We start from the raw sequence: 19,427 nt of genomic DNA, 5'->3' as shown, positions 1-19,427 counted from the left end.
AAAGCACTTGTTTGAAAGAACGGCATTATTTCCGAAGAGGTCAACAGGAAGGAAATTCCTATTCTCCGAAGAGACTACGGGTATTGCGATCGTGCTTTTCGTGCCAGAATTCATTTCTCTGAACTGGTGTGGACGCTTGACCATGCCGTTCGTGACCGCATCTTTAGACTTTTCTCTCTTTGCGATACCTGCTTGCATGCGAGCGCGGATGTCGGCCGTTTCAAGGATATCTTCTCCAGGTTCATTTTCAAACCAAAGGCAATACCTCGGTTTCGCATTGATTACTTCGGCAGAACCGTAGAAACGTTTTATGTATTCTTGCGGAAGGCTAACTGCCTCCAGTTCAAGCATTGTAGCTTGATTCATTAGGATATGTTCTGAAAGACCATAGTAGTTTCCTTTTACCATGGGCTGAACATTTGATATCGGCTTCGAAATTGCCGCAACCCAATAATTCGGTTGTGACAGCAGATAACCATTGATGTTCGCAGTCTCTAGTTTCGTCTCACCATCGAAGAGCGTAGCAGCTCCTCTATCCAAGTCTGCTCCAATAATCACGACCGTGACTCCCGCGCCGTGAGCCGCAAGATTAGACCACTTAAAGGATCGGACAGCGAAGGCAAATCTTAAGCCTTCATCAAACAAAGGCTTCCAGAAATTCGAAACATGCTGACCTTGCGCGATGCTATTTGTCGTAACAAAGGCAAATTTTGTGGGTGTAACTCTCGCGAATTCGTAAGCCTTTACAAACCAACCACATACATAATCTAGCAAACCCCATCTCTCGAAATTTCCATCAAGGAGCAATTTGAGGTCATCCTTTTGCTGTTCTGTCTTCCTTGCGTTTCCCTTGTAGGGCGGGTTTCCGCAAATATACGTCTCTCCACCCTCATTCTCAAAGTCAATCTCGGCCTGATCAATCGGCGTGCTGAAAAGGTCATCGCCGTGCATCTTCACACCCGTCCCCGTGGGCGGGCAAATACTCAGCCAGTCAATCCGCAGTGCGTTGCCACAGGTAATCCAGTTCATTGCGTCAAGCGGTAGGAAATCTTGCAGCGCCTCACGTTGGCCGCGATAAAGCACATCGCACTGATATTCGGCAATAATCAATGCCAGCCGCGCAACCTCAGCGGAAAAATCCCGCAGTTCGATACCGCGAAAATTTGTCAGTGGGATATCGGTTCGCCGGTCAGGTTCCCCGCGAAGCTTGTTGACTTCCGCCTCGATCGCCCGCATTTCCTTGTAAGCGATTACAAGGAAATTGCCGGAGCCGCAGGCAGGGTCGAAAACCCTGATCCTTGCCATCCGGTTGCGCAAGTTCAGAAGCTTGCGCGCATTATCCCCGGCATCTTCCAGCTTCTGACGCAGATCATCGAGGAAGAGTGGATTCAGCACCTTCAGGATGTTCGGCACGCTAGTGTAGTGCATCCCGAGAGCGCCGCGCTCTTCATCGTCGGCGACGGCCTGGATCATCGAGCCGAAGATGTCAGGATTGATCTTCTTCCAGTCGAGATTGCCGATGTGCAGAAGGTAGGATCGCGCAATCTTGCTGAAATGCGGCACGTCTGTGTCGCCGGAAAACAACCCTCCGTTGACGTACGGGAAGGTATCCGCCCAGCGTGGCAAGTTCGCCGTCTTCCTTACTTCGAGCGTCGTGTTCATGGCGCGGAACGACTCACCGATGACTTCATGTGTGTTGGACGAGTCCCGCGCACTCATCTGCTCGATCGTAGTGGTGAAAAGTCCCGTGCCGTTGAAGATGTCAGTATCTTCGGCAAAGAAGCAAAAGATTAGCCGCGAGATGAAATGATTCATGTCGTGGCGGCGTTCGGCGGTCGCCCAGTCGGGGTTGTCTTTTAAAAGCTCGACATAAAGCCGATTTAGGCGACCAGTGGCCTTAATATCGAAAGCGCTCTCGCGAATTTGCTTAACGGTACTGATACCCGCAAGCGGTAGAAAAAAACCAAAATGCTCGGGAAAGTCTTCGAATGGACAAACGATCGGTGCGACATCTGACACAAGGTCTTCGGCTTCCAGCGTGACTCCATCCGTCGCCAAGATGAATTTGACGCGGTTGCGGGCGTTCTTCGTGGCCGGGCTCTCGCGCAGCTCGCGGATCGTGTCGGAGACCTGCCCCTCGGCGCAAACCTTGATGTGGATGTGGTTGGTCTGGAGGACGCCGCCGATGTCGGACTTGTTCGTCGCGCCGCTGCGGAGCCGCTTGATCGTGGTGGCCTTATTGCCGAACGCTTCCAGGAACCCGAACGGGAATTCCTCTGCATCAAACGGCTGTTCGGCCAAGGCGGAGATAGCTTCTTCGATCTCGACAGCATTCACGGCTCTGCAACTCCCTTTTTTGGAGGAGCCAACACTAGCAACACTGGTAGTGGTCTGCACCCTCCCGAAGCTCAAAATGTGGAAATATTCACACGGGCTCGCTGTGCCGATCACTAGGGTGTAGTACGCAACACCCGGGCGAGGCCCATCTCCAACGCGATGCACCACTGGATGCTGGCTCACAACGAGAAGGTGCCAAACGGTTCGCCCCGGCCACGGGCAAGACACTGGAAGCGGCACTGACGCGCTACCTGGAATAGCGGCTGGCTGCCGATCGACAACAGTCGGATAGAGAACCTCATTCGATCCAGGGCTTTGGGACGCGCCAACTGGTTGTTCGCCGGGTCACTGGCAAGCGGGTATCAATGATAGCTTACCATGCACAAACCGAAAACGCGGAAGCACAAAGAGGTCGCCAGTATCTTGACAGAGGACGGGGTCGCTGGCCCCCGAAACAGGAAAAAGCGTCAGCCCGCCAGGACTGGCCGAAGACGCGTAAGGGATGGATGCCAGATAGCCAAGGCCGCCTTCACCTCCAGCGATGGCGCGGGCTTGGTTCACCACAACCCGATACTGCTATGCAGGATCTGCCCAACCTTTATATCTCAATCTCGACACCAGGTTCGATGATATTACTGATCGGCGTATACAGGTCGATCTCAGTATCAGGCGCAGTCAAACTGATGATAAGCGAGTAGCGAGCCTCTTGTGCGCATACCTGCGGGTCGCGTCGCTCTTTCCACCAACCAGAGACAGGCTTCACACAAAGCGTATTGCGGGCAGCAAGCTGCGCACCCGTACCGCACCAGACGTCGCTGTGAATCGATCCTGCCGAAATGCTGTCCGGCCCTAGCACCCAGCCGCTATCTGGTCCCCGTCGGGGACCTCCTTGTCTTGGGTCCTCGCGCTCCTGAGCATTGATTGCTTGACGAAATGCACGCTCGGTTTCCCGCGCACGCTTCAGATCAAACCTCAGACCAAAGGATTGATAACGCGCTGGATCAATAGATGCCGATTTGCCGGGGTTTGGCTCCACAAAATATGAAAGTGTGATTTTGAGCTTAAATTCCTGCTCAGCATATTCCTCAAGGATGTCGCGTGGCCAAGGCAACGCGTAATAGTGGCACTCGTTGAAGACTACGCTGCCGTTCGGTTTTCGCCGGTAAGGCTGGATCGTCCTCTGGGCAACAAGTGCAAGATCGCTGGATGCAGAGGCCGTGGCGCGTTCATAGGAGGGCACTCCATAGCCAAAGGTCCGTATCAGCTGCTTGCGTGCGCGCAGGCTATTTACAGCGAAGAGCCTCTGCGCCATTGGCTCCGTCCAGTCAGCGCTGTGAACGATCAAGCCCCGGATGGTTTCCGGCCAAAACTCATGGTGATCCGCTTTCAAACGAGCTGCCATACGGGCGGCTTGTGCGGTCGCTGCACTCGTAGCCCTAAAATTCACGATAGGCAGGCGATCAGCGTCCGCACCCGTCGTCAGTGGCTCAAGAGACGGACAGTCCACGAGGTCCTGCCCGTTTTCTGAAACGGCACGGTTGCCCGCCTCGAAAACGACCTCAGGCTTTATCGGTGACTTGCCCGGATGCCACGATGTCGAATTTCGTGAAAACGGGCTGATGTCGCCGACGCTCGCGACGGCCCGATAATTTGCAAAGTACGGGTCGGCGGGGTCGATCTCAGTCTTATCAGTATAGCCACCGACAGTCAGGGCATTCCAAGCCTGGGCGGGATCTTCGATAGGGTAGTCCTCGAGGACGCCGAGACGAGCAGCCTGCATGGCGTTGCGGACATTGCCGCCTGATATGCAAATCAGCCGCCGAGGCCTATCGTCCTCATCACCAAAAAGATGCCCGCCAGCGGCACGGTCAACGCATGCGCTCCAGCTACTAGCACGATCACCGCTACGGTCTTCATTTGTTACAGCCATACAAAAAACGCGTCGTCTTTCCGGGTTCTGAACCTCAGCAAGCGCAACAGCATCCATTGTGATAGATCCGTAGCGTGCGGGGTCGTTGGGACCAAAACCGTCAGCCGGCAATATGCGAACAGATTCCAGACGATGAGAAAGCGTGTGCTCTCCTCTGTCTTGAAGCCGCGGAAAAAGGTCGCCGTGCAAGGCGAGACCTGCCATCGGCGTACCGTGACTACAATGTAAATTGTCCGTCGCGGGCCATTCAGGCCTGACACTCATCAGGTCAGTTTCGTCAAGCGCTGGCTCAATAAGGACATGCGCCCTGTTTACGCCGGTGTCGAGCAAGCAAACGCGAGGCACATCAGCGCCTGGCCAGACCGTGCGCTCAGCAAGTTCGTCCGCCCAGTCGTGCTGATTCTCGCGCTCATCTTCTAGATAAAAGTTCGGAGTATCGGAGCCGCGGCGTAATTCCCCGATGCCATCGGCGACGATCAAGGCAAGTTCGATATCCGCTCGCCTAGCCAGAACGGGCAGAATGCTCGTCTCCGGAAAGTGCAGCCAGCGATCCTCATGGGCGAGACGGCATTCCATACGCCGGAATACAGCAGCAATATCCGTAACCTTATCCGAATCGCACCAAACCTCCCACCAAATGCCCTCATGAGCATGTTCCGGGAGACTCGCCGGATCGTCGGTCCAAAATGAAAAAAGCCGGGCACGACGAATGGTCTCAATAGGATCGACAAAATCTTTTCGCCGTGGCTCGCCCTTACCGGTCAGTTCACCGGTCGCATAATCATCGAAAATAGTATCAAGAACCGGGATGGACTCGTCTGGAATGAAGACGACAGCGGAGACCCTGTCGTTTTCCTCGTCGATCTTGGTTGCTCCAACAACGGTGTGCTCACGTTTCCGCTCTAGCTTTTGAGCTTTCGTGCCTCTCTTAAGCTCGATCTCATAGTACTGACCTGCGCTTGGCGTGAGACCCTCTGGAAGAGCGGTCTGTTCACGTTCCACCTCACCTTGGAGAAAAGCTGTCTGGAGCTGCTGACGAAGCATGCTCCCGTGCTCTTCCCTGAGACGCGGCGCTCTGCCATCGCCGATATTTTGTGGAGGCGAGGTATAGCGTCCAGGAACGGCGGAGTTGGAAATATCGAAATGCGGCTTGTCGAAAACTGGCGGCATGAATACCTTTTAGTCGTTGTACTTCATGTTTGAGAAGATATCTTGCATCTCCCGCCGCTCTTTCAGACGTTGCAACACCTGATCGGTCGTGATGGTGCTTTGCTCGTCGAGAATAGCTGCTTTCACAGCATCTTCAGCCGCTTTTACAATCTCCGCTTGGCTCAAACCGGCGGCAGCCTCAACCACTTTTTCCCATGCCACCCTTCCAGTTTTGAATGGCCGGAGCCCCATCATCACGATCCGCTTGATATCTTCATCTGTTGGCAACTCGAAGCTAAGGACGAGGTCAAAACGCCGCAGAAGTGCACGGTCAAGAAGCTCTGGGTAATTCGTCGCACCGACGACTAGGCTATCCGTCGAGTTCTCTTCCTCCATATATTGCAAGAAGGAGTTCAGGACACGTCGCATCTCTGCAACGTCGTTCGTCGCATTTCGCTTACCGCCAACAGCATCAAACTCGTCAAAAAGATAAACCCCGCGCCTTTTTGCGGTCTCGTCAAACACAAGCCGCAGTTTGGCGGCAGTTTCACCCATGTAGCGGGTGATAAGCGTCTCCAGTCGAATAACGAACAACGGGAGGCGGAGCTGTCCAGCGAGCGCTTCAGCAGTCATTGTCTTGCCCGAACCTGGCGGACCAAGGAAAAGCACACGGCGACTTGGGACCTTTCCATGCTCACGCAGCCAATCGCGACGGATCTGCTGACGCACGAGGTCATCAAGACGTCCCCCTAGTCGGGCGTCCAGCATAACGTCTTTGAGAACGTAGCGAGGCTCCCGATGCTCGATGATGCTTTCGAGTTCACCGCGTGGCTTGGCAAACTGGATGGGAACACTGGTCCCTGAGCTAGACCGAGCCGCATCGACAGCGGCGCGCAGTTCACGAGCCGTCGTCTTATGTCCCTGCCGCGCTTCGGATGCCGCGATCTGCAAGGCAATAGAATAGAACTGCTCGTCGTCGCCATCCGCACGACTTTGCAGCATTGCCAGTATTTGCCTTGCGTTCGACACGTCTCGCTCTCTTTTTCTGCCCTATAACCAACAACTTAGCCTACCGATATGTTAGCACGGTCTTGAGTGTTTTGACATAAAAAACTATTGCACTTTAGACACATGCCATCTTCGAGCGCAGTCGCTATTTCGCGCCTGAAGGTACCGACCCTGCTAACCCGTAAGGCTCTTCCACCATCGAAGAGGCTTGGCGGTGGGTGCATAGCTTCGTGTAATGGTACAACCACTAGCACCGGTACATGCTAACGCCGGCACAACACCTCGCCACCGAGACTCTAAGGTGCCTACCAAATGCCACGTGGCGCGTGTAGCCCCCCGCGCGCGGAGGTGGAAAATCCGGGAGCGCTCCCGGCAGCAACGGCGCGAGGCTGCTCAAGAGGTGAGCAGTCCAGTCCATTCATCCTGCCGTCGTGGAGGCCCTCGCGTGGCTCAACCCCGGGGCTGAATTCCACACTCAACGGCGAAGAACCCAAAAAAATCACCTGCACTGGATGTCATCAAAGCGCCTCCTCATGAGAAGCGCCATGGCGGCGAACAAGTCGTCAGGTTACACATAGCCGCGTTCGGATTTATACCCCTCGCTACTACCGACCACGATGTGATCGATGACCCGGATTTCCACTAGGCCCAGCGCTTCCTTCAAGCGCTGTGTGATGCGCCGATCGGCATCGCTGGGCTCGGGATCGTCGCTTGGGTGATTGTGGACCAGAATGACAGATGCGGAATTGTTGGCAAGGGCCTTCTTGACCACCTCTCGCGGGTAGACGCTGGCCGCATCGATGGTGCCGCGGAACAGCTCCTCAAATTTGATGACCCGATGCTGGCTGTCGAGGAAAATGGCACTGAACACCTCGTGCTCGTAGTCCTGCAGCAGGATCTGCAGGTACTCGAAGGCCAGCGCTGGCTGGGTGATCTTGCGCCCCCTGGCCAGCCGGCGACGGGCGAAGGCTTGGGCGATGCTGAGCAGCTCTGCTTCGGTGACCGGGGCGGTAATGTCATAGGTGCCGGCGACTTCGCCGGCACTCAGCTTTCGGTGGTTCATGATTGCTCTCCTTAGGCTGCCATCACCTGAGCCATGCGGCGCTCCATTTCTTCGTAAAACGCCTCGACCCGCTCGGCGATGGTGCGGATCATCGCCTCGTCCCGGTAAGCCCGCTTCACGAACAGCGGCATGCCGGGCCAGTAGCTGACGAAATCGATCCACTCCCGCTCGCTGACCCATAAGCCGCCCTGGCATTGCGCCACGTGCTCCTGGGGTAGCTCGTCGTCCAGCAGCAGTTCGATCTGATACTTGGGTAGCTTGGTCTTGATCTCCGCCAGGCCGTTGCTGTCCACCAGGCAGTCCGGCGAGTAGCCCACCCCGTGGTTGAGAATGATGCCGACCTGCTCCAGCCGGGGCAGGCCGGCGGCTTCCTGGTAAAGTTCACGCGCGACCGGCTCCAGTTGGTGGCCACGCTGGGTATGGGCATTGCCCGGGAAGGCATCTGAGGGTTCCCCGGTGATGCGTTCACCGATCAGTTGATGCATGTAGCTGATGGCCCCGGTACCGAAGCCTCCCGGCCCCTTGCCCTTGACCAACAGCGTCTTCAGCTCGGACATGGTGACGATGCCGAGACGGGCGGCATGCCACTCGGGCGTGCCCTGTTCCAGTGTTAGGATCTGCATGACGATCTCCTTAGGTGACATGACGGCATAGCGGCGAGGGAGGACCCCTCGCCAGTGGCTCAGTGACGTTGATGGTTGGGTAATGCCCGCTTCTGCAGGGAGGCGCGTAGCTTGTCGAAATCGCTGCGGGGGACTCGCTCGACGTCGCCGTACTTGCCGACGAACCATTCCTGGGTGGTGACGGGGCAGGCGGTGATCAGCTGCTTGAGCTGAGCCGCCTGGAACGCGGTGACTACCTTCACCGGTGGCGCAGCACCTTGGCCGTTGTCGTCCTGCCCGCGGGTGGTGATATTGAGCAGCGCACACAGCACGTAGCGCTTGCCATAGCTGGTGGAGGAGCCAAACGCCTGCACGGCGTTCTTGTTGCCACTGACATCGGCCGGCAGCAGCATGCTGGTCTCTTCCCGATGCCCTTCCTGGTGCATCAGTACACCGGTGATCTGAATGCCCCGCTCCTGGGTCTGGATACGGAAGCTCACCGCGAAGCCGTGTCGCTGGATGATCGGCCGCACGGTGTCGACGATGTCCTCCAGGGTGGCGTAGGCCCCGTTGTTGCCCTGGCCACGCTCGGTAATGCTCGGCAGTTCCGTCTGCATGGCCGCCATGGCGGCGCTGTAGGCCATCAGTGCCTGGCGGTCGAGCACACGCTCCTGCATCTGCAGCAGGCGCTCCATCTTGTCGATATCGACGTCTGGGTTGAGGGCGGCACGCTCGATCACCTGGATGATCGCGGTGCTCTCCTGGAGGGGTTGGATAACCGGCACCTTGCCGGCGGACTTGGCTTGCTTGGGGTTAATAGGCGTTGCCATGGAAATCTCCTTAGCGGTAGCGGTTGATGACTTCGTGAAGCTGGTCCACAGGGACCGGCTCCAGTGACACGACCACGCGATAAACCTGGCCCTCGGCCATCACGTGGGTCAGGGCTTCTGTTTCTCCGGCCCCCAGCAGCTGGCGGGTCAGCTGAGTCAGGGCGCGGCAGATCTCGAATGTCATGGGCGGTTGCATTGGCACCTCCGAAAACAGAAACGCCCGGCCTTGAATGGGCCGGGCGCTATGACGTGATGAGGATGTGGGATCGTCGATAGGGGATGGAATGCATAGAACAGCTGACGACGATCAGGCCACCAGTGCCATGGCGGACTCCAGGGCCTTGTCCTTGAGGCTTGCCCCCTGGCCGAACCAGGCGGAGTCCATGCGGTAGTCGTTACTGCGAGCCCGCTTCTCGTGGTCGACGTACTCGGTGATGGCGTTGAGCAGGCCCCAGGCCGTGCCCTGCGCGGTACACAGCTGAGAGCCACGCCCTTCGCCGTGGTAGAGCTTCTGGACGCGGTTGAGAGCCCGGTAATTGGGCAGCTTGGAGGGATCGTCCAGCGGCGCCTCGGTATTGCAGATCACCGATTGGAAGTAGGCTTGCACTTCCTCCTGGCTGACCTTGCGCTCGGCCAGGGTCTTGATGCGATACATGAAGTCGTCCCACTGGGCGACCGAGATGCCCAGTTGCTGCTTGACCCGCTGCGGATTGAACTCGGTGCTGTGGGGCACCTTCACGCCTTGGGTCATGCCATCGACGGCTATGGTCAGGGTGTTGTTGCAGACCACTCGTACCGAGGTGGGTGTTGCCACCGTTGCCAAAGAGCCGTCACAAGACGTGGCCAGCAGCAGATAGGCGTTGACCTGATCCTGGCCCTTCAAGGCCGTGCCCAGCCCACTACGGGCCAGTGCCCAGAACTTGCGACCGCCCTTGAGCACCCCGGCCGTTTCCAGCTCATAGCCGGCGTACTCGGTCAGATCCCGGTAGAACTCCAGTACCTCCTCCGGCTGGACCACCTTGTAGCGCTGGGACACCACCGACAGTGGGATCCGGGTATCCGAGCGATAGAGCACCTTCTGCTCCGGGAAGGAGTGGATGCTGCCTAGGTGCCCAGCACCATCGGCGATGAAGCGCACCGGGGATTCCTCGATGTGCCAGTCCATGCCGGCCTGCTGCCGCCAGACCTCCAGCGGTTGATGACGCGACAGCTGCTGCCCCAGACCGTGCCAGGGGGTATCACCGACGTAAGCCATTTGTTCGATCAGATGTGCCATGAGAAATCTCCTCGACGAAAAAAGCCGGCAGATCGCCGGCAGTAATGGATGAAAGGGAAATGACAGGGTCAATTCAGTACGCGGAAGGCGTGGCCACAGCCCAGGCACAGCCAGGGCGTGCCCTCACCGGGTGGAAAAAGGTGCTGAATCATCTGCTGTCCGGCGGCTGCGCCGGCGATACCGCCCGATGCTGCGGCCACCACGGCCGCGGCAATGCGGGTCATGGGGAAGTAAGCGGATGCCGCCATCAGGTGGCTGGGGGCGTAGAGCGAGATGTAGCACCCTTGAGGGAGCCGACCAGGGCACCGGCAGCGGTGCCCAGCTTGCGAGCGGTCTCGAGGTTCATGACACGCTGCGCGTCACAGCGCGAGCAGGGCGGGGGCATATCGGGTCTCCTGTGCCGATGAAACGAGCCCGGGGAGGGCTCAGCTCACAGGAGTGATATAGGTCTGAAAAAAAGTTTACTGACCTGCGCAATAACCTGAGCGAGTTACGAGCGGCATGAACTCGTGTTTATCTCATTGAAAAAATTAGGATTATTTTTTAGCGACTCTCGATGAAATCGGCGCTTCAGCACTCGGCCAGAATCCGCATGGGGTGTGGGCTGCGCCCACCTGCATTGCCGCTCCGTCAAAGGTATTTCATTACGGTTTAGTAATATGCGTAAGCAAAGGAGGGAAATAGAAAGAACAGGGAGGAGGCCTACAAGCTGACGACCTACCCCCAGAGAGAAGTCGAAGAGAGGAAACCAAGGAAGCTAAATACCAGGTGTCGAGCAATACCAGAAACTCAGGCGACACGACTCGCCTGACAAGTCAGCGATAGCCAAACCCGATCCAACCCGCTTGGCCAGCGAAGCGTTGACCACGCGGTATTCCCGATCACCTCACGCGCCTGAGCGCTACCCTTGCCCTCCCCCGGGCGATGCCCTGCAGCAAGACGATGCCCGCGCTTTGTTGGCACGGCATCGAGCTGCATATCTGTTACCAACTTTCCAATGACCTACCCCTAGTCTCCCTCCTGCTTGAGCGCCGTAGGCATGGCCATGGGTAACGGTCGAGGAGTGATCTGATGCTGTTTTCACCCACCGTAGGGAACCGCCCCCGTAAACGCCTCCCGGAGCGCCCTGACCTGCTGTTGCACTGGGCCCCCCACTACCGCGACCTGCTCGTGCAGACCCAACGCGGGCCGTTAATCGCAAATTACCTGGAAACCTTGTACCAGGTCATGGAGTGGGCCCGTCAGAGTAATAGCCGGGTGTTGGCGCTGCGCGTGGATCTGCGCTACCCGGTCGAGATGCCCGTGGCCAGCCACCATGCCACTAACCTCGACTTGATGAATTTCTTGTTCTACCTGAGTGAGGAGCTCGACCATGCCGGAACCACAAACCCGCACGATATGCGCTATGTCTGGTGTCGTGAGCAACACCTGAGTGACAAGCCACACTACCATTTGCTGCTACTTCTTAATGGCGATGCCTATAAATTCTTAGGAAAGCGGAAGAAAGAACCGGCAGAATTCAAGGGGTGCGATATCGATATTCCACCCACCGAGGGTGCTCAGAAAGATAATCTCTATCAACGTATCGAAAGATCATGGGGCCGAGCCATTGGCTGGCCCAAGATGAAAATGAAGAGGCTAGTGCATGAGGCCGAAAATAAGTGGACAAAGAAACCCTACAGATACCACTTCAAACGTGACGATCTCGCCACCTTCGCCGAGGCGTTCTACGGCGCAAGTTACCTGTGCAAGGTCCACAGCAAGCCCTTTGCGCAGCGCATTCACTGCTTCGATCATAGTCGGAGTTAGCAGTGGCGGCAGAATGTCCAGAATCAGGGGTTGTCACCGGGACTGAATTGAGAGAATGATTCGCAGGATTTGACATACTCTGCTTTCCCAAGCCCGCATCTAGACTAAGGTTTAATCCAATGAACGCTCACAAGGCCATGCCCATCACGACACCGTCAGGAGGTACCACAACCACACCGACATGATGTCGGATGATGGCAACACAATCAGTCCTCACAGAGGATCGCCTTTCCAGAGGCGATTCCCAGACAAGCCCCTACTCACCAGCATTCACAGCGCTGCTCATGAGCGCTGACTCCCTTTAATCGCAATGTGGCCCCTACCCAGGGGCCCAGCGACTACAGGCCCATACCTCAACGAATGACCGCACCCACTGCCCACCGCTTCATTGTGGGGAGGGCCGTGTGCGCGTGTGACATGCCTACCGACCCAGGAGAGCCCCATGTATCCGTCCTTTCCCAAGTGCCATCCCGACAACTCCAAGCTGCGCCTCTACTACGATAACTGGTACCGAGGGCTACCTGTCCAGCAGCATGCGCTGGGCCCACAGATCGAGAACTACCTGGAAACCACCCAGCGGGTCCTCCAGCACACCATCAATCAGCAGTGCCGCACGTTCGTGTTCCGCCTTGACCTCCGCTTTCCGCAGGCCATGCCGGTGGGACCCATACACGCCGACAATGCCTGCCTCAGCCGGTTCTTCTATGCCCTGCGCAAGGAGCTGGATGCCGCAGGCACCAAGTACCACTCCGAGATCCGTTACCTTTGGTGCCGGGAGCAGGACACCAGCGACAAGCCCCATTACCACTTGCTGCTGTTGCTCAACTACGACGCTTTCCGCTCGCTGGGCAGCTTCTCGCCCTCCTTCGACGGGGGATACGATCAGAACAACCTCTACCACCGCTGTGTGCGCGCCTGGAGCTGGGCCATCGGCTGGCCGCTCGATGACATGGCAGGAAGGGTCCATGTCGCCACCAACCACCTGACACGCGAGCCCTGCGTGTACTGCCTGCACCGTGACGACACGGCGACCTTCGCGGCGGTGTTCTACGTGGCAAGCTATCTGTGCAAGGCCTATTCCAAACTCGTCGCCAAGGGCTATCGCTGCTTTGATGGCAGCCGGCGATAGCGAGTAGCGTCAGATTCGACAGCCTCTTCGCCACGATGCTACGCCTGACTAACCGGAGGACGCGACATGCCAGATGCCCAGGCGCTGGCTTGCTTACGACGGCGTAGCCATACGGCGAAATCGCTTACTACCGGGTCCAGCTTGACCAGCGATCGAGTAGGTGAGGTGGCGTCATCCCGACGCTTGGCATATCCATACAGCCGCCAGGCGGCCTGACGATATTGATTGTCGGGGATCAGACAGAGGTCGAGCGACGTCATATCAACGGCATCATGCGAAGCGCAGGCGAGTTCGAGAAAGGCTCGAAGCTGTAGGGCCAAGTGACGGGCGAGGGGATAGAAGAGGGTCACTTGGGGTGGCAGCGCATCAGGATCGCCACCCATCGTCGAGGTATCTTGGGGCCACCGTGGGAAATCGTCGACGATGGCTCTGACCAGGTCGGGGTGAGGCACCGCCACATCACCGATGTTCAGCGCATCACTTCCCTCGCTGCGGGCCAGCAGTAGCAGGGCATAGGCCTGCAGGCGGGATTGCAACCAGTGGGCCAAGGCCTCGTCATAGTGTTCCGCCAACCACGCCCCTTGTGCACCGACTCGAAACCCGCCCGGCAGCAGGTGCTTGGCATCGTAGAATACGGCCTTGTCACCATCAGACAGTGCACGGGGCACTTGGTTATCAGAGGAGTTGCTTTCCAGCATCGCCACCACAAACAGAGCCTCTGCCAGCCCGTTGATCACGGTCAGCGGCGGCAAGGGCGCGTTCTTGCGACGCGGGGTGACGATCAGCAGATCCACGCACAGGCGGTCACGCCGGCCGAACGCGGGATGAGACAGGTTCAGCGTGAACAGCGACGTCCGTCGATCTCCCAGGCCCATCCGCCCTGGGTGGTAATGGCCTAACAGTCCCAGTCGCTTTAACTTGCCCAACTGACTGTGCAGCTGACTGCGTCCCATCCCGGTAAAGCGGGCCAACGCCGAGACGCCCAAACCAAAGACCTGCCCGGCACTGTCGGCGTGGGCGAGCAGCACCATCACCAGCCATCGATTGGCCGACGTGAGTTGATGTTTGCGTGCATGGCCTTTGCGCAGGTTCGAGGGCAGCGGGGATAGCAAGACCGCCCCTTCACCTCCCCCATCGTGGATTACGCCCTTCGGCGATTCGGCATCGAATAGCGTCGCCAGGGCTTGTGGGTTCGAGATTCCGTCGATCGGTGTCATCTTCTCAGCCGCGGCGACGTGATCCTCCGCCTTGTCCGCCGACGCGTCCAAATCGCTAACAGCCTCAATGCAATCTGCCAGTGGCACACTGGACTGCGGGGATGCGGCGAGCCTTGCCACTAGCGATGGCGTCACACGATATGTGTAACGCGGGCGTCCACGTCCATTGGGAGTCGGCGTCGCCTCAATCCACCCTGACGCCTTGAGCGCCTTGAGCGTTGTCTGCCCTTGGCGAACCGGCACCTGCAGCTTGGCCAGCAGCGCGCGGACCGTGCAGGTCACGGAGCGATCGAGGCCAATATGGCGCGACCATTGCCACAGCCACCAGCGCGTTTCTGGCGATAGCGACCCCCCATTTAGCCATAGCAAACAATACGTCATCCGGTCGCCTCATCCTGTAATGCTACGGGTCGGTATTCTAATTTAACTCCCATAATAAAGCGCTGTATATGGAATACAAAATGTAAACGTGACATTGTCACGTGACGTTGTCACATTTATTGGATGGTCGATTTGAGCCCACCAGATGCCACCGCTATACTCGTCGCTCAGCACAGGGCATGACAAGACACGCCCTGCTCCAAGCCGCCCTGCCATCAGAGTACAAGCATCGCCATGCCTCGACCGCCACATGTCTGGATCGACCGCCAGAACCCTGCCCAGCTGGCATGGATCATGGACTATCTCGGTCGTCACCAACGCGACTTCACCGTGCCTGTTGACCGACACTATCTACTGGATGCCAATGCGCTGATCGCGGCATTGGACGCACGCATGGATAACCCCCTCTTTCGCGAGCGCTATCGCAAAATGCAGACCGCCTGGCGGAAGCAAAAGTCGCGGCAAGCCCCCCATCGGAGGACGGTGACCTACCAGCTACACAACGAGGTGCTGGATCTTCTGGACAAGCTGGCAAGAAAGCGAGGGGGTACCAAGGTCGGGGTGCTGGAGGAGATCATTCAGGACGCCTGGTACCAGCATGACCGGGCGGCGAAGCAACTGAAGAAAACCAGCGCCAGCTACAAAGCCCGCTTGAAGGATCAGCGCACCAAGTACCAGCATGCCGAGTGGGTATATCGGGACACCATTGACGCCCTGCTTGAGGCACTGGCAGATAACATGGATCAGCGATGCTGCCTGGAGGCAGTGATTGGCGAGTATGACAACGCGCCGCTGGTGGGGACCGACAAGGCCGCCTACCAGTCGCTTCTCGAGGCGCGATTGTCGACGCTGGAGGCGCCCCTTCGCGATGTCAAGCTGCTGCGCCTCAGGAAAGGATCACTTGCTCATCGCCTATCAGAGAGGGCCCAAGCACGCAACATAGCAGCACCCCATGAGTGACCACATCGCAAGCTGGGGTATAGCTTTGGGAGAGTCTTCTTGGGGTACAACTCCTCATCAAAGCTGCAAAACAATCGAAAAACAGCCGTCGAATGTCTTCGCCGACCCACTACAATCGTAGCCTAATCAGGCATGGTTAATGAGGACAGGCTCGCTCACCCTGCCCTCTGGAACAGGGTCCACCGGAACCAAATAGTAAGCCATGACTTTTGAATAGGCCTTGAAAGCTCCACCGCAACACTCTGACTGGAAGTCCAGCTCTCCGTTCATCTTATTCTGGCTCAGCTTATCCATGACCGACGTCAAGTCGCCCAGAGGCTTTTCGCAGTATTGGCACAGCATGGCTACACTCCTTATTTAGCAACCCATTGCTGATGGGAGCCCATCATGATAGCAAAAAACCATCACGGTTGAAGTGTTTTTACATCCAAGTGCCTCTCAACGACTCCTAACGAACCCTCCTTCCTTCTTGAGCGCTCACAAGGAAAAAACGTTAGCAGCATGCATAAGCCTGTCAAAATTGAGCCACTCTCACCGACAATCTAAAGAAAAACCTATTATCTATCATCAACATTCAAATCGAATTTCAACAAAACTTTCCTCACTTTTACTGGCTCATCAAGGGGCTTATTCGCGTTTTCATTGTAAGCCGCCCTAAGCCTTGGTTCCTTCCAGATCATCAGCTGAACCTTATCCGAAAGCTCATCCTCATCACTTGTAATGGGAAGAGAGTATGAAGCGGCCATCTCCGCTAGCTCCTTCGCAATAACCTGCCCAGCCACTACATGGTTACGCCATCCACCGCGAGGGCGAAGCCGGCCTAATGATGACTCAATAAGACTACGCAGCAAAAGCTCCCTCTCTTCCTTTCTCTCCGCCTTGACTTGGTTCGCTTTCGGAGATTTCGCCTGATTGCTCTTGTCACGGATCGCCCGCAATAATCGCCATGCCGTGGCATGCTGCTGAGCACAGGCAAAGGCAGAGAGCATATCCTCACCAACTTTCATCGCCATGCCGAACTGAGAGATCTCGGAAAAATATTGCTTTATTTTTTGCATGTCGTGCTCGTAGAGGGCTCGAACAAACACTGCTTGTCGTATTGCAATTTCGAAGTGATAGTCGATTTTTTCATCAAGCGTATCCCTCTTTCTGACTGGCCGTATGATGACCGACCAGTCCTCTCTAGGACTGACTTCCCCGCTTGCAATTTTTTGCATCGCACCAACCACTTTCTCCTCCCTATCCACTGAATCAATCTCGCTTTCTGGCTGTTCATGAAGCAGAGCATCTGCGAGATCACCCGCTTTATCAAAGATCATCTGCCAAGGGTCTATGGTCATCACGTCACTCGCCTTTACCTGGAACAATCCGGTTTGTATAGCACCAGTCCCAGGCCGAGGCCACCGCCCCAGGCACACCGACTCAAATCACACATATTCACTAGAGTCAATAGCCCACCCTAAAGTCACGAGAGGATTAAGCAGCGCCGGTACGCGGATGAAAGCTGGTTGCAAAGATTAGGACATCAAGCCAGCCAATGAGAGGAGCAGCGATGACCGGAGCACTGTTACGACCCGATCAGGTCGCTGAATGGCTGGGCATGAGTCCGAGCTGGGTATACAGCAACAAGCATCGCATCGGCTTCGTCCAGATAGGCACCGCAGTGCGCTTTGAGCAAAGCGCAGTGGAGAGGTACGCTGAGAGCTGCAAGCGCGGCCCTCAGCCTGAGGAACGCAACAAATGGGAATCACAGTCAGATACAGGGAAAAGAGGAATCGGTGGGTGGTCACGGAAACGTACCACGGTCAGCGATATCAACGATCGTTTGCGGGGGATCGAGAGGGGGAGCGGCAGGCGCGGGAATACGCAGCGAAGCGCCAAGCCGAACTGAACGAAGCGGCTTTCCAGGGTGAGGCCATGGGGCGTCAGCCACGGCGCACCTTCATCGAGGGGCTCGAACGATGGATCGACGAATACGACGTGGCCAGCCAAGTGAAGGCCATCCGCCCAGTGGCCCACTACATGGGCGACCGGGTGCTGCTCGGCATGGACAGCGTCGACAAGGCTCGCGAGATGGCCAGAGATCTGCGCAAGCAAGGGCGTGCGCAGAGCACCATCAACAACCATCTGCAGGTTGTGAAGCGGGTACTGAACCTTGCCTATCGAGAATGGGGATGGCTGGACCGCCCCTTGGGCGACAAGATCCGCAAGAAGATGCCGAAGAACGAGCGGCACGTGTACCTGACCATCGAGCAAGTGAGTCAGCTGCTACAAGCCATCCCCGATCACTCGATTGTCGAGAAGCGGGTGATCGCCCTGGCAGCGCTCACCGGGCTGCGCCAGGGCGAGCTGTTGGCTCTGGATCCGCAGAACGTCCAGGCTGGTCGCATCCTGCTGCGACCAGACCAGACGAAGAGCGGCAAGGCTCGAGTGGTTCCGGTGCCGGAGGACGCCCGGGCATGGCTGGAAGAGCTACCCTTTGCGACGACCTACCCTCGCCTGCGAACGGTGTGGGAACATGCCCGCCAGGCCGTGGGGCGGCCCGATCTGCGCTTTCACGACCTGCGCCACAGCTATGCCAGCATGCTGGCCCAGGCCGGCGAGAGCATGACCACGGTGCGCGATCTGCTGGGGCATTCCAGCCTGATCGTCACCAGCCGCTACTCGCACATGTTCGATGCGGGTCTGGACGATATAGGGTCCCGCCTGCCGAGCTTGAGCGGGGCCTTCTGCGACCAAACTGCGACCACACACTAGAAAGAGGGAGGACAGAAACGCAAACAGCCGCCCGTAAGCGACTGTTTTCTAAGTGGTACCGGCGGTCGGACTCGAACCGACAAGGGCTTGCACCCGGCGGATTTTGAATCCGCTGCGTCTACCAATTCCGCCACGCCGGCAGCGCGGTGCATTATACGTGGCCGTGACGGCAGGTCAATCGGAAGGCCTGACGACACGGCCGATTTTCGGTATCCTTGCGGGCTTGTCCGGCTGCTCGACAGCCGCTTCTGCCGATCTTTCCTGCGGACCTGAACCTCCATGCAGCGCGCCGATTTCCATTACGAGCTTCCCGAGGAGCTGATCGCTCGCTACCCCTCCGAGCAGCGCAGCGACTGCCGCCTGCTGTGCGTGGATGGCGCCACGGGCGAGCTGGCTCACCGCCGTTTTACCGACCTGCTCGATCTGCTCGAGCCCGGCGATCTGCTTGTGTTCAACGATACCCGGGTGATTCCCGCGAGGCTGCACGGCCACAAGGCCAGCGGCGGCAAGGTGGAAATGCTGCTGGAGCGGCCGCTGGACGCCCACCGGGGGCTGGCACACCTGCGCAGCAGCAAGTCGCCCAAGCCCGGCACCGAGCTGATCTTCGAGGGCGACATCCACGCAGTGGTGGAGGGCCGCCGCGACGCCCTGTTCGAGCTGCGCTTCCTGGGCGAGACGCCGCTGATCGCACTGCTCGAGCGCCATGGCCATATGCCACTGCCGCCCTACATCACCCGCGAGGACGAGCTGGCCGACCGCGAGCGCTACCAGACCGTCTATGCCAGACGCAACGGCGCCGTGGCTGCCCCCACCGCCGGGCTGCACTTTGACGAGCCGCTGCTGCAGCGCCTGGCGGAGCGGGGCGTGGAGAGCGCCTTCGTCACCCTGCATGTGGGCGCCGGCACCTTCCAGCCGGTGCGCGCCGACGATATCGCGAACATCAGATGCATAGCGAGTGGATCGAGGTCAGCGAGGCGGC

19 protein-coding genes, 1 tRNA gene and 1 pseudogene are annotated in these 19,427 nt (G+C 57.7%); 7 read left to right on the top strand and 14 right to left on the bottom strand.

From position 1 onward, the window contains the following. The coding region (locus tag Q427_RS08765; protein WP_043513010.1) for a class I SAM-dependent DNA methyltransferase at positions 1 to 2,337 on the bottom strand (2,337 nt) is incomplete at its 3' end. A 267-nt stretch (positions 2,338 to 2,604) separates the two neighbouring features. Between Q427_RS08765 and Q427_RS31115 the strand changes: the two genes are divergently transcribed. Next, the gene (locus tag Q427_RS31115; protein WP_155833492.1) at positions 2,605 to 2,706 is read left to right on the top strand and encodes an IS66 family transposase; all 102 of its coding nucleotides are present in this window, start codon (positions 2,605 to 2,607) and stop codon (positions 2,704 to 2,706) included. A gap of 229 nt (positions 2,707 to 2,935) precedes the next feature. Here the strand turns inward: Q427_RS31115 and Q427_RS08760 are convergent, their stop codons facing one another. From Q427_RS08760 to Q427_RS31105, 9 genes are all read right to left on the bottom strand, one after another. After that, positions 2,936 to 5,437, bottom strand: a complete 2,502-nt coding sequence (locus Q427_RS08760) for a S8 family peptidase (protein ID WP_043513007.1) — start codon at positions 5,435 to 5,437, stop codon at positions 2,936 to 2,938. A gap of 9 nt (positions 5,438 to 5,446) precedes the next feature. Further along, the gene (locus tag Q427_RS08755; RefSeq protein ID WP_051496239.1) at positions 5,447 to 6,445 is read right to left on the bottom strand and encodes an AAA family ATPase; all 999 of its coding nucleotides are present in this window, start codon (positions 6,443 to 6,445) and stop codon (positions 5,447 to 5,449) included. 547 nt (positions 6,446 to 6,992) lie between these two features. After that, the gene (locus Q427_RS08750; protein WP_043513004.1) at positions 6,993 to 7,487 is read right to left on the bottom strand and encodes a JAB domain-containing protein; all 495 of its coding nucleotides are present in this window, start codon (positions 7,485 to 7,487) and stop codon (positions 6,993 to 6,995) included. 11 nt (positions 7,488 to 7,498) lie between these two features. Then, on the bottom strand, positions 7,499 to 8,110 hold the full coding sequence (locus tag Q427_RS08745; RefSeq protein WP_043513002.1) for a lambda exonuclease family protein: 612 nt from the start codon (positions 8,108 to 8,110) through the stop codon (positions 7,499 to 7,501). A 59-nt stretch (positions 8,111 to 8,169) separates the two neighbouring features. Continuing rightward, the gene (locus Q427_RS08740; RefSeq protein WP_051496238.1) at positions 8,170 to 8,919 is read right to left on the bottom strand and encodes an ERF family protein; all 750 of its coding nucleotides are present in this window, start codon (positions 8,917 to 8,919) and stop codon (positions 8,170 to 8,172) included. Positions 8,920 to 8,929: 10 nt separating this feature from the next. Further along, complete coding sequence (locus Q427_RS08735; RefSeq protein WP_043513000.1) at positions 8,930 to 9,115, bottom strand: hypothetical protein; 186 nt, start codon at positions 9,113 to 9,115, stop codon at positions 8,930 to 8,932. A 111-nt stretch (positions 9,116 to 9,226) separates the two neighbouring features. Further along, on the bottom strand, positions 9,227 to 10,195 hold the full coding sequence (locus tag Q427_RS08730; RefSeq protein ID WP_043512998.1) for a DUF932 domain-containing protein: 969 nt from the start codon (positions 10,193 to 10,195) through the stop codon (positions 9,227 to 9,229). A gap of 68 nt (positions 10,196 to 10,263) precedes the next feature. Further along, positions 10,264 to 10,443, bottom strand: a complete 180-nt coding sequence (locus Q427_RS31110) for a hypothetical protein (RefSeq protein WP_155833490.1) — start codon at positions 10,441 to 10,443, stop codon at positions 10,264 to 10,266. After that, positions 10,443 to 10,580 (bottom strand): hypothetical protein, encoded by a 138-nt coding sequence (locus Q427_RS31105; RefSeq protein WP_155833489.1) that lies wholly within the window; start codon positions 10,578 to 10,580, stop codon positions 10,443 to 10,445. The genes Q427_RS31110 and Q427_RS31105 overlap by 1 nt, the downstream gene beginning before the upstream one ends. A 686-nt stretch (positions 10,581 to 11,266) precedes the next feature. On the opposite strand from Q427_RS31105, the gene Q427_RS08725 reads away from it, so the two are divergent. Then, positions 11,267 to 12,004 carry a YagK/YfjJ domain-containing protein gene (locus tag Q427_RS08725; RefSeq protein WP_043512995.1) on the top strand — a complete coding sequence of 246 codons (738 nt, stop codon included), beginning with the start codon at positions 11,267 to 11,269 and terminating at the stop codon, positions 12,002 to 12,004. A 442-nt stretch (positions 12,005 to 12,446) separates the two neighbouring features. After that, positions 12,447 to 13,133, top strand: coding sequence for a YagK/YfjJ domain-containing protein (locus Q427_RS08720; protein WP_043512992.1), 687 nt, complete (start codon positions 12,447 to 12,449; stop codon positions 13,131 to 13,133). Between the two features lie 38 nt (positions 13,134 to 13,171). Here Q427_RS08720 and Q427_RS08715 read toward each other — a convergent pair whose 3' ends face one another. After that, positions 13,172 to 14,632, bottom strand: a complete 1,461-nt coding sequence (locus Q427_RS08715; protein WP_155833488.1) for a hypothetical protein — start codon at positions 14,630 to 14,632, stop codon at positions 13,172 to 13,174. Between the two features lie 333 nt (positions 14,633 to 14,965). Between Q427_RS08715 and Q427_RS08710 the strand changes: the two genes are divergently transcribed. Continuing rightward, on the top strand, positions 14,966 to 15,691 hold the full coding sequence (locus tag Q427_RS08710; RefSeq protein WP_043512988.1) for a hypothetical protein: 726 nt from the start codon (positions 14,966 to 14,968) through the stop codon (positions 15,689 to 15,691). A gap of 126 nt (positions 15,692 to 15,817) precedes the next feature. Here Q427_RS08710 and Q427_RS08705 read toward each other — a convergent pair whose 3' ends face one another. Next, positions 15,818 to 16,033, bottom strand: coding sequence for a hypothetical protein (locus tag Q427_RS08705; RefSeq protein WP_043512986.1), 216 nt, complete (start codon positions 16,031 to 16,033; stop codon positions 15,818 to 15,820). Positions 16,034 to 16,248: 215 nt separating this feature from the next. After that, positions 16,249 to 17,034, bottom strand: a complete 786-nt coding sequence (locus tag Q427_RS08700) for a hypothetical protein (RefSeq protein ID WP_155833487.1) — start codon at positions 17,032 to 17,034, stop codon at positions 16,249 to 16,251. A 194-nt stretch (positions 17,035 to 17,228) separates the two neighbouring features. On the opposite strand from Q427_RS08700, the gene Q427_RS36765 reads away from it, so the two are divergent. After that, entirely contained in the window at positions 17,229 to 17,582 is a 354-nt protein-coding gene (locus Q427_RS36765; RefSeq protein WP_081785898.1) for a helix-turn-helix domain-containing protein, read from the top strand. Further along, complete coding sequence (locus tag Q427_RS08690) at positions 17,474 to 18,448, top strand: tyrosine-type recombinase/integrase (protein WP_231613559.1); 975 nt, start codon at positions 17,474 to 17,476, stop codon at positions 18,446 to 18,448. Before Q427_RS36765 ends, Q427_RS08690 begins: the two co-directional genes overlap by 109 nt. Positions 18,449 to 18,501: 53 nt before the next feature. On the opposite strand, the gene Q427_RS08685 is transcribed toward Q427_RS08690, so the two are convergent. Continuing rightward, positions 18,502 to 18,588 (bottom strand) — tRNA-Leu (locus Q427_RS08685). A gap of 139 nt (positions 18,589 to 18,727) precedes the next feature. On the opposite strand from Q427_RS08685, the pseudogene queA reads away from it, so the two are divergent. Beyond that, positions 18,728 to 19,427, top strand: a pseudogene (queA, locus tag Q427_RS08680) (tRNA preQ1(34) S-adenosylmethionine ribosyltransferase-isomerase QueA); the annotation flags it as partial.

It is taken from the genome of Halomonas sp. BC04 (genome assembly GCF_000568385.1).
Note: the sequence above shows the minus strand (reverse complement) of the source record. Positions and strands in the feature narration are given on the sequence as shown.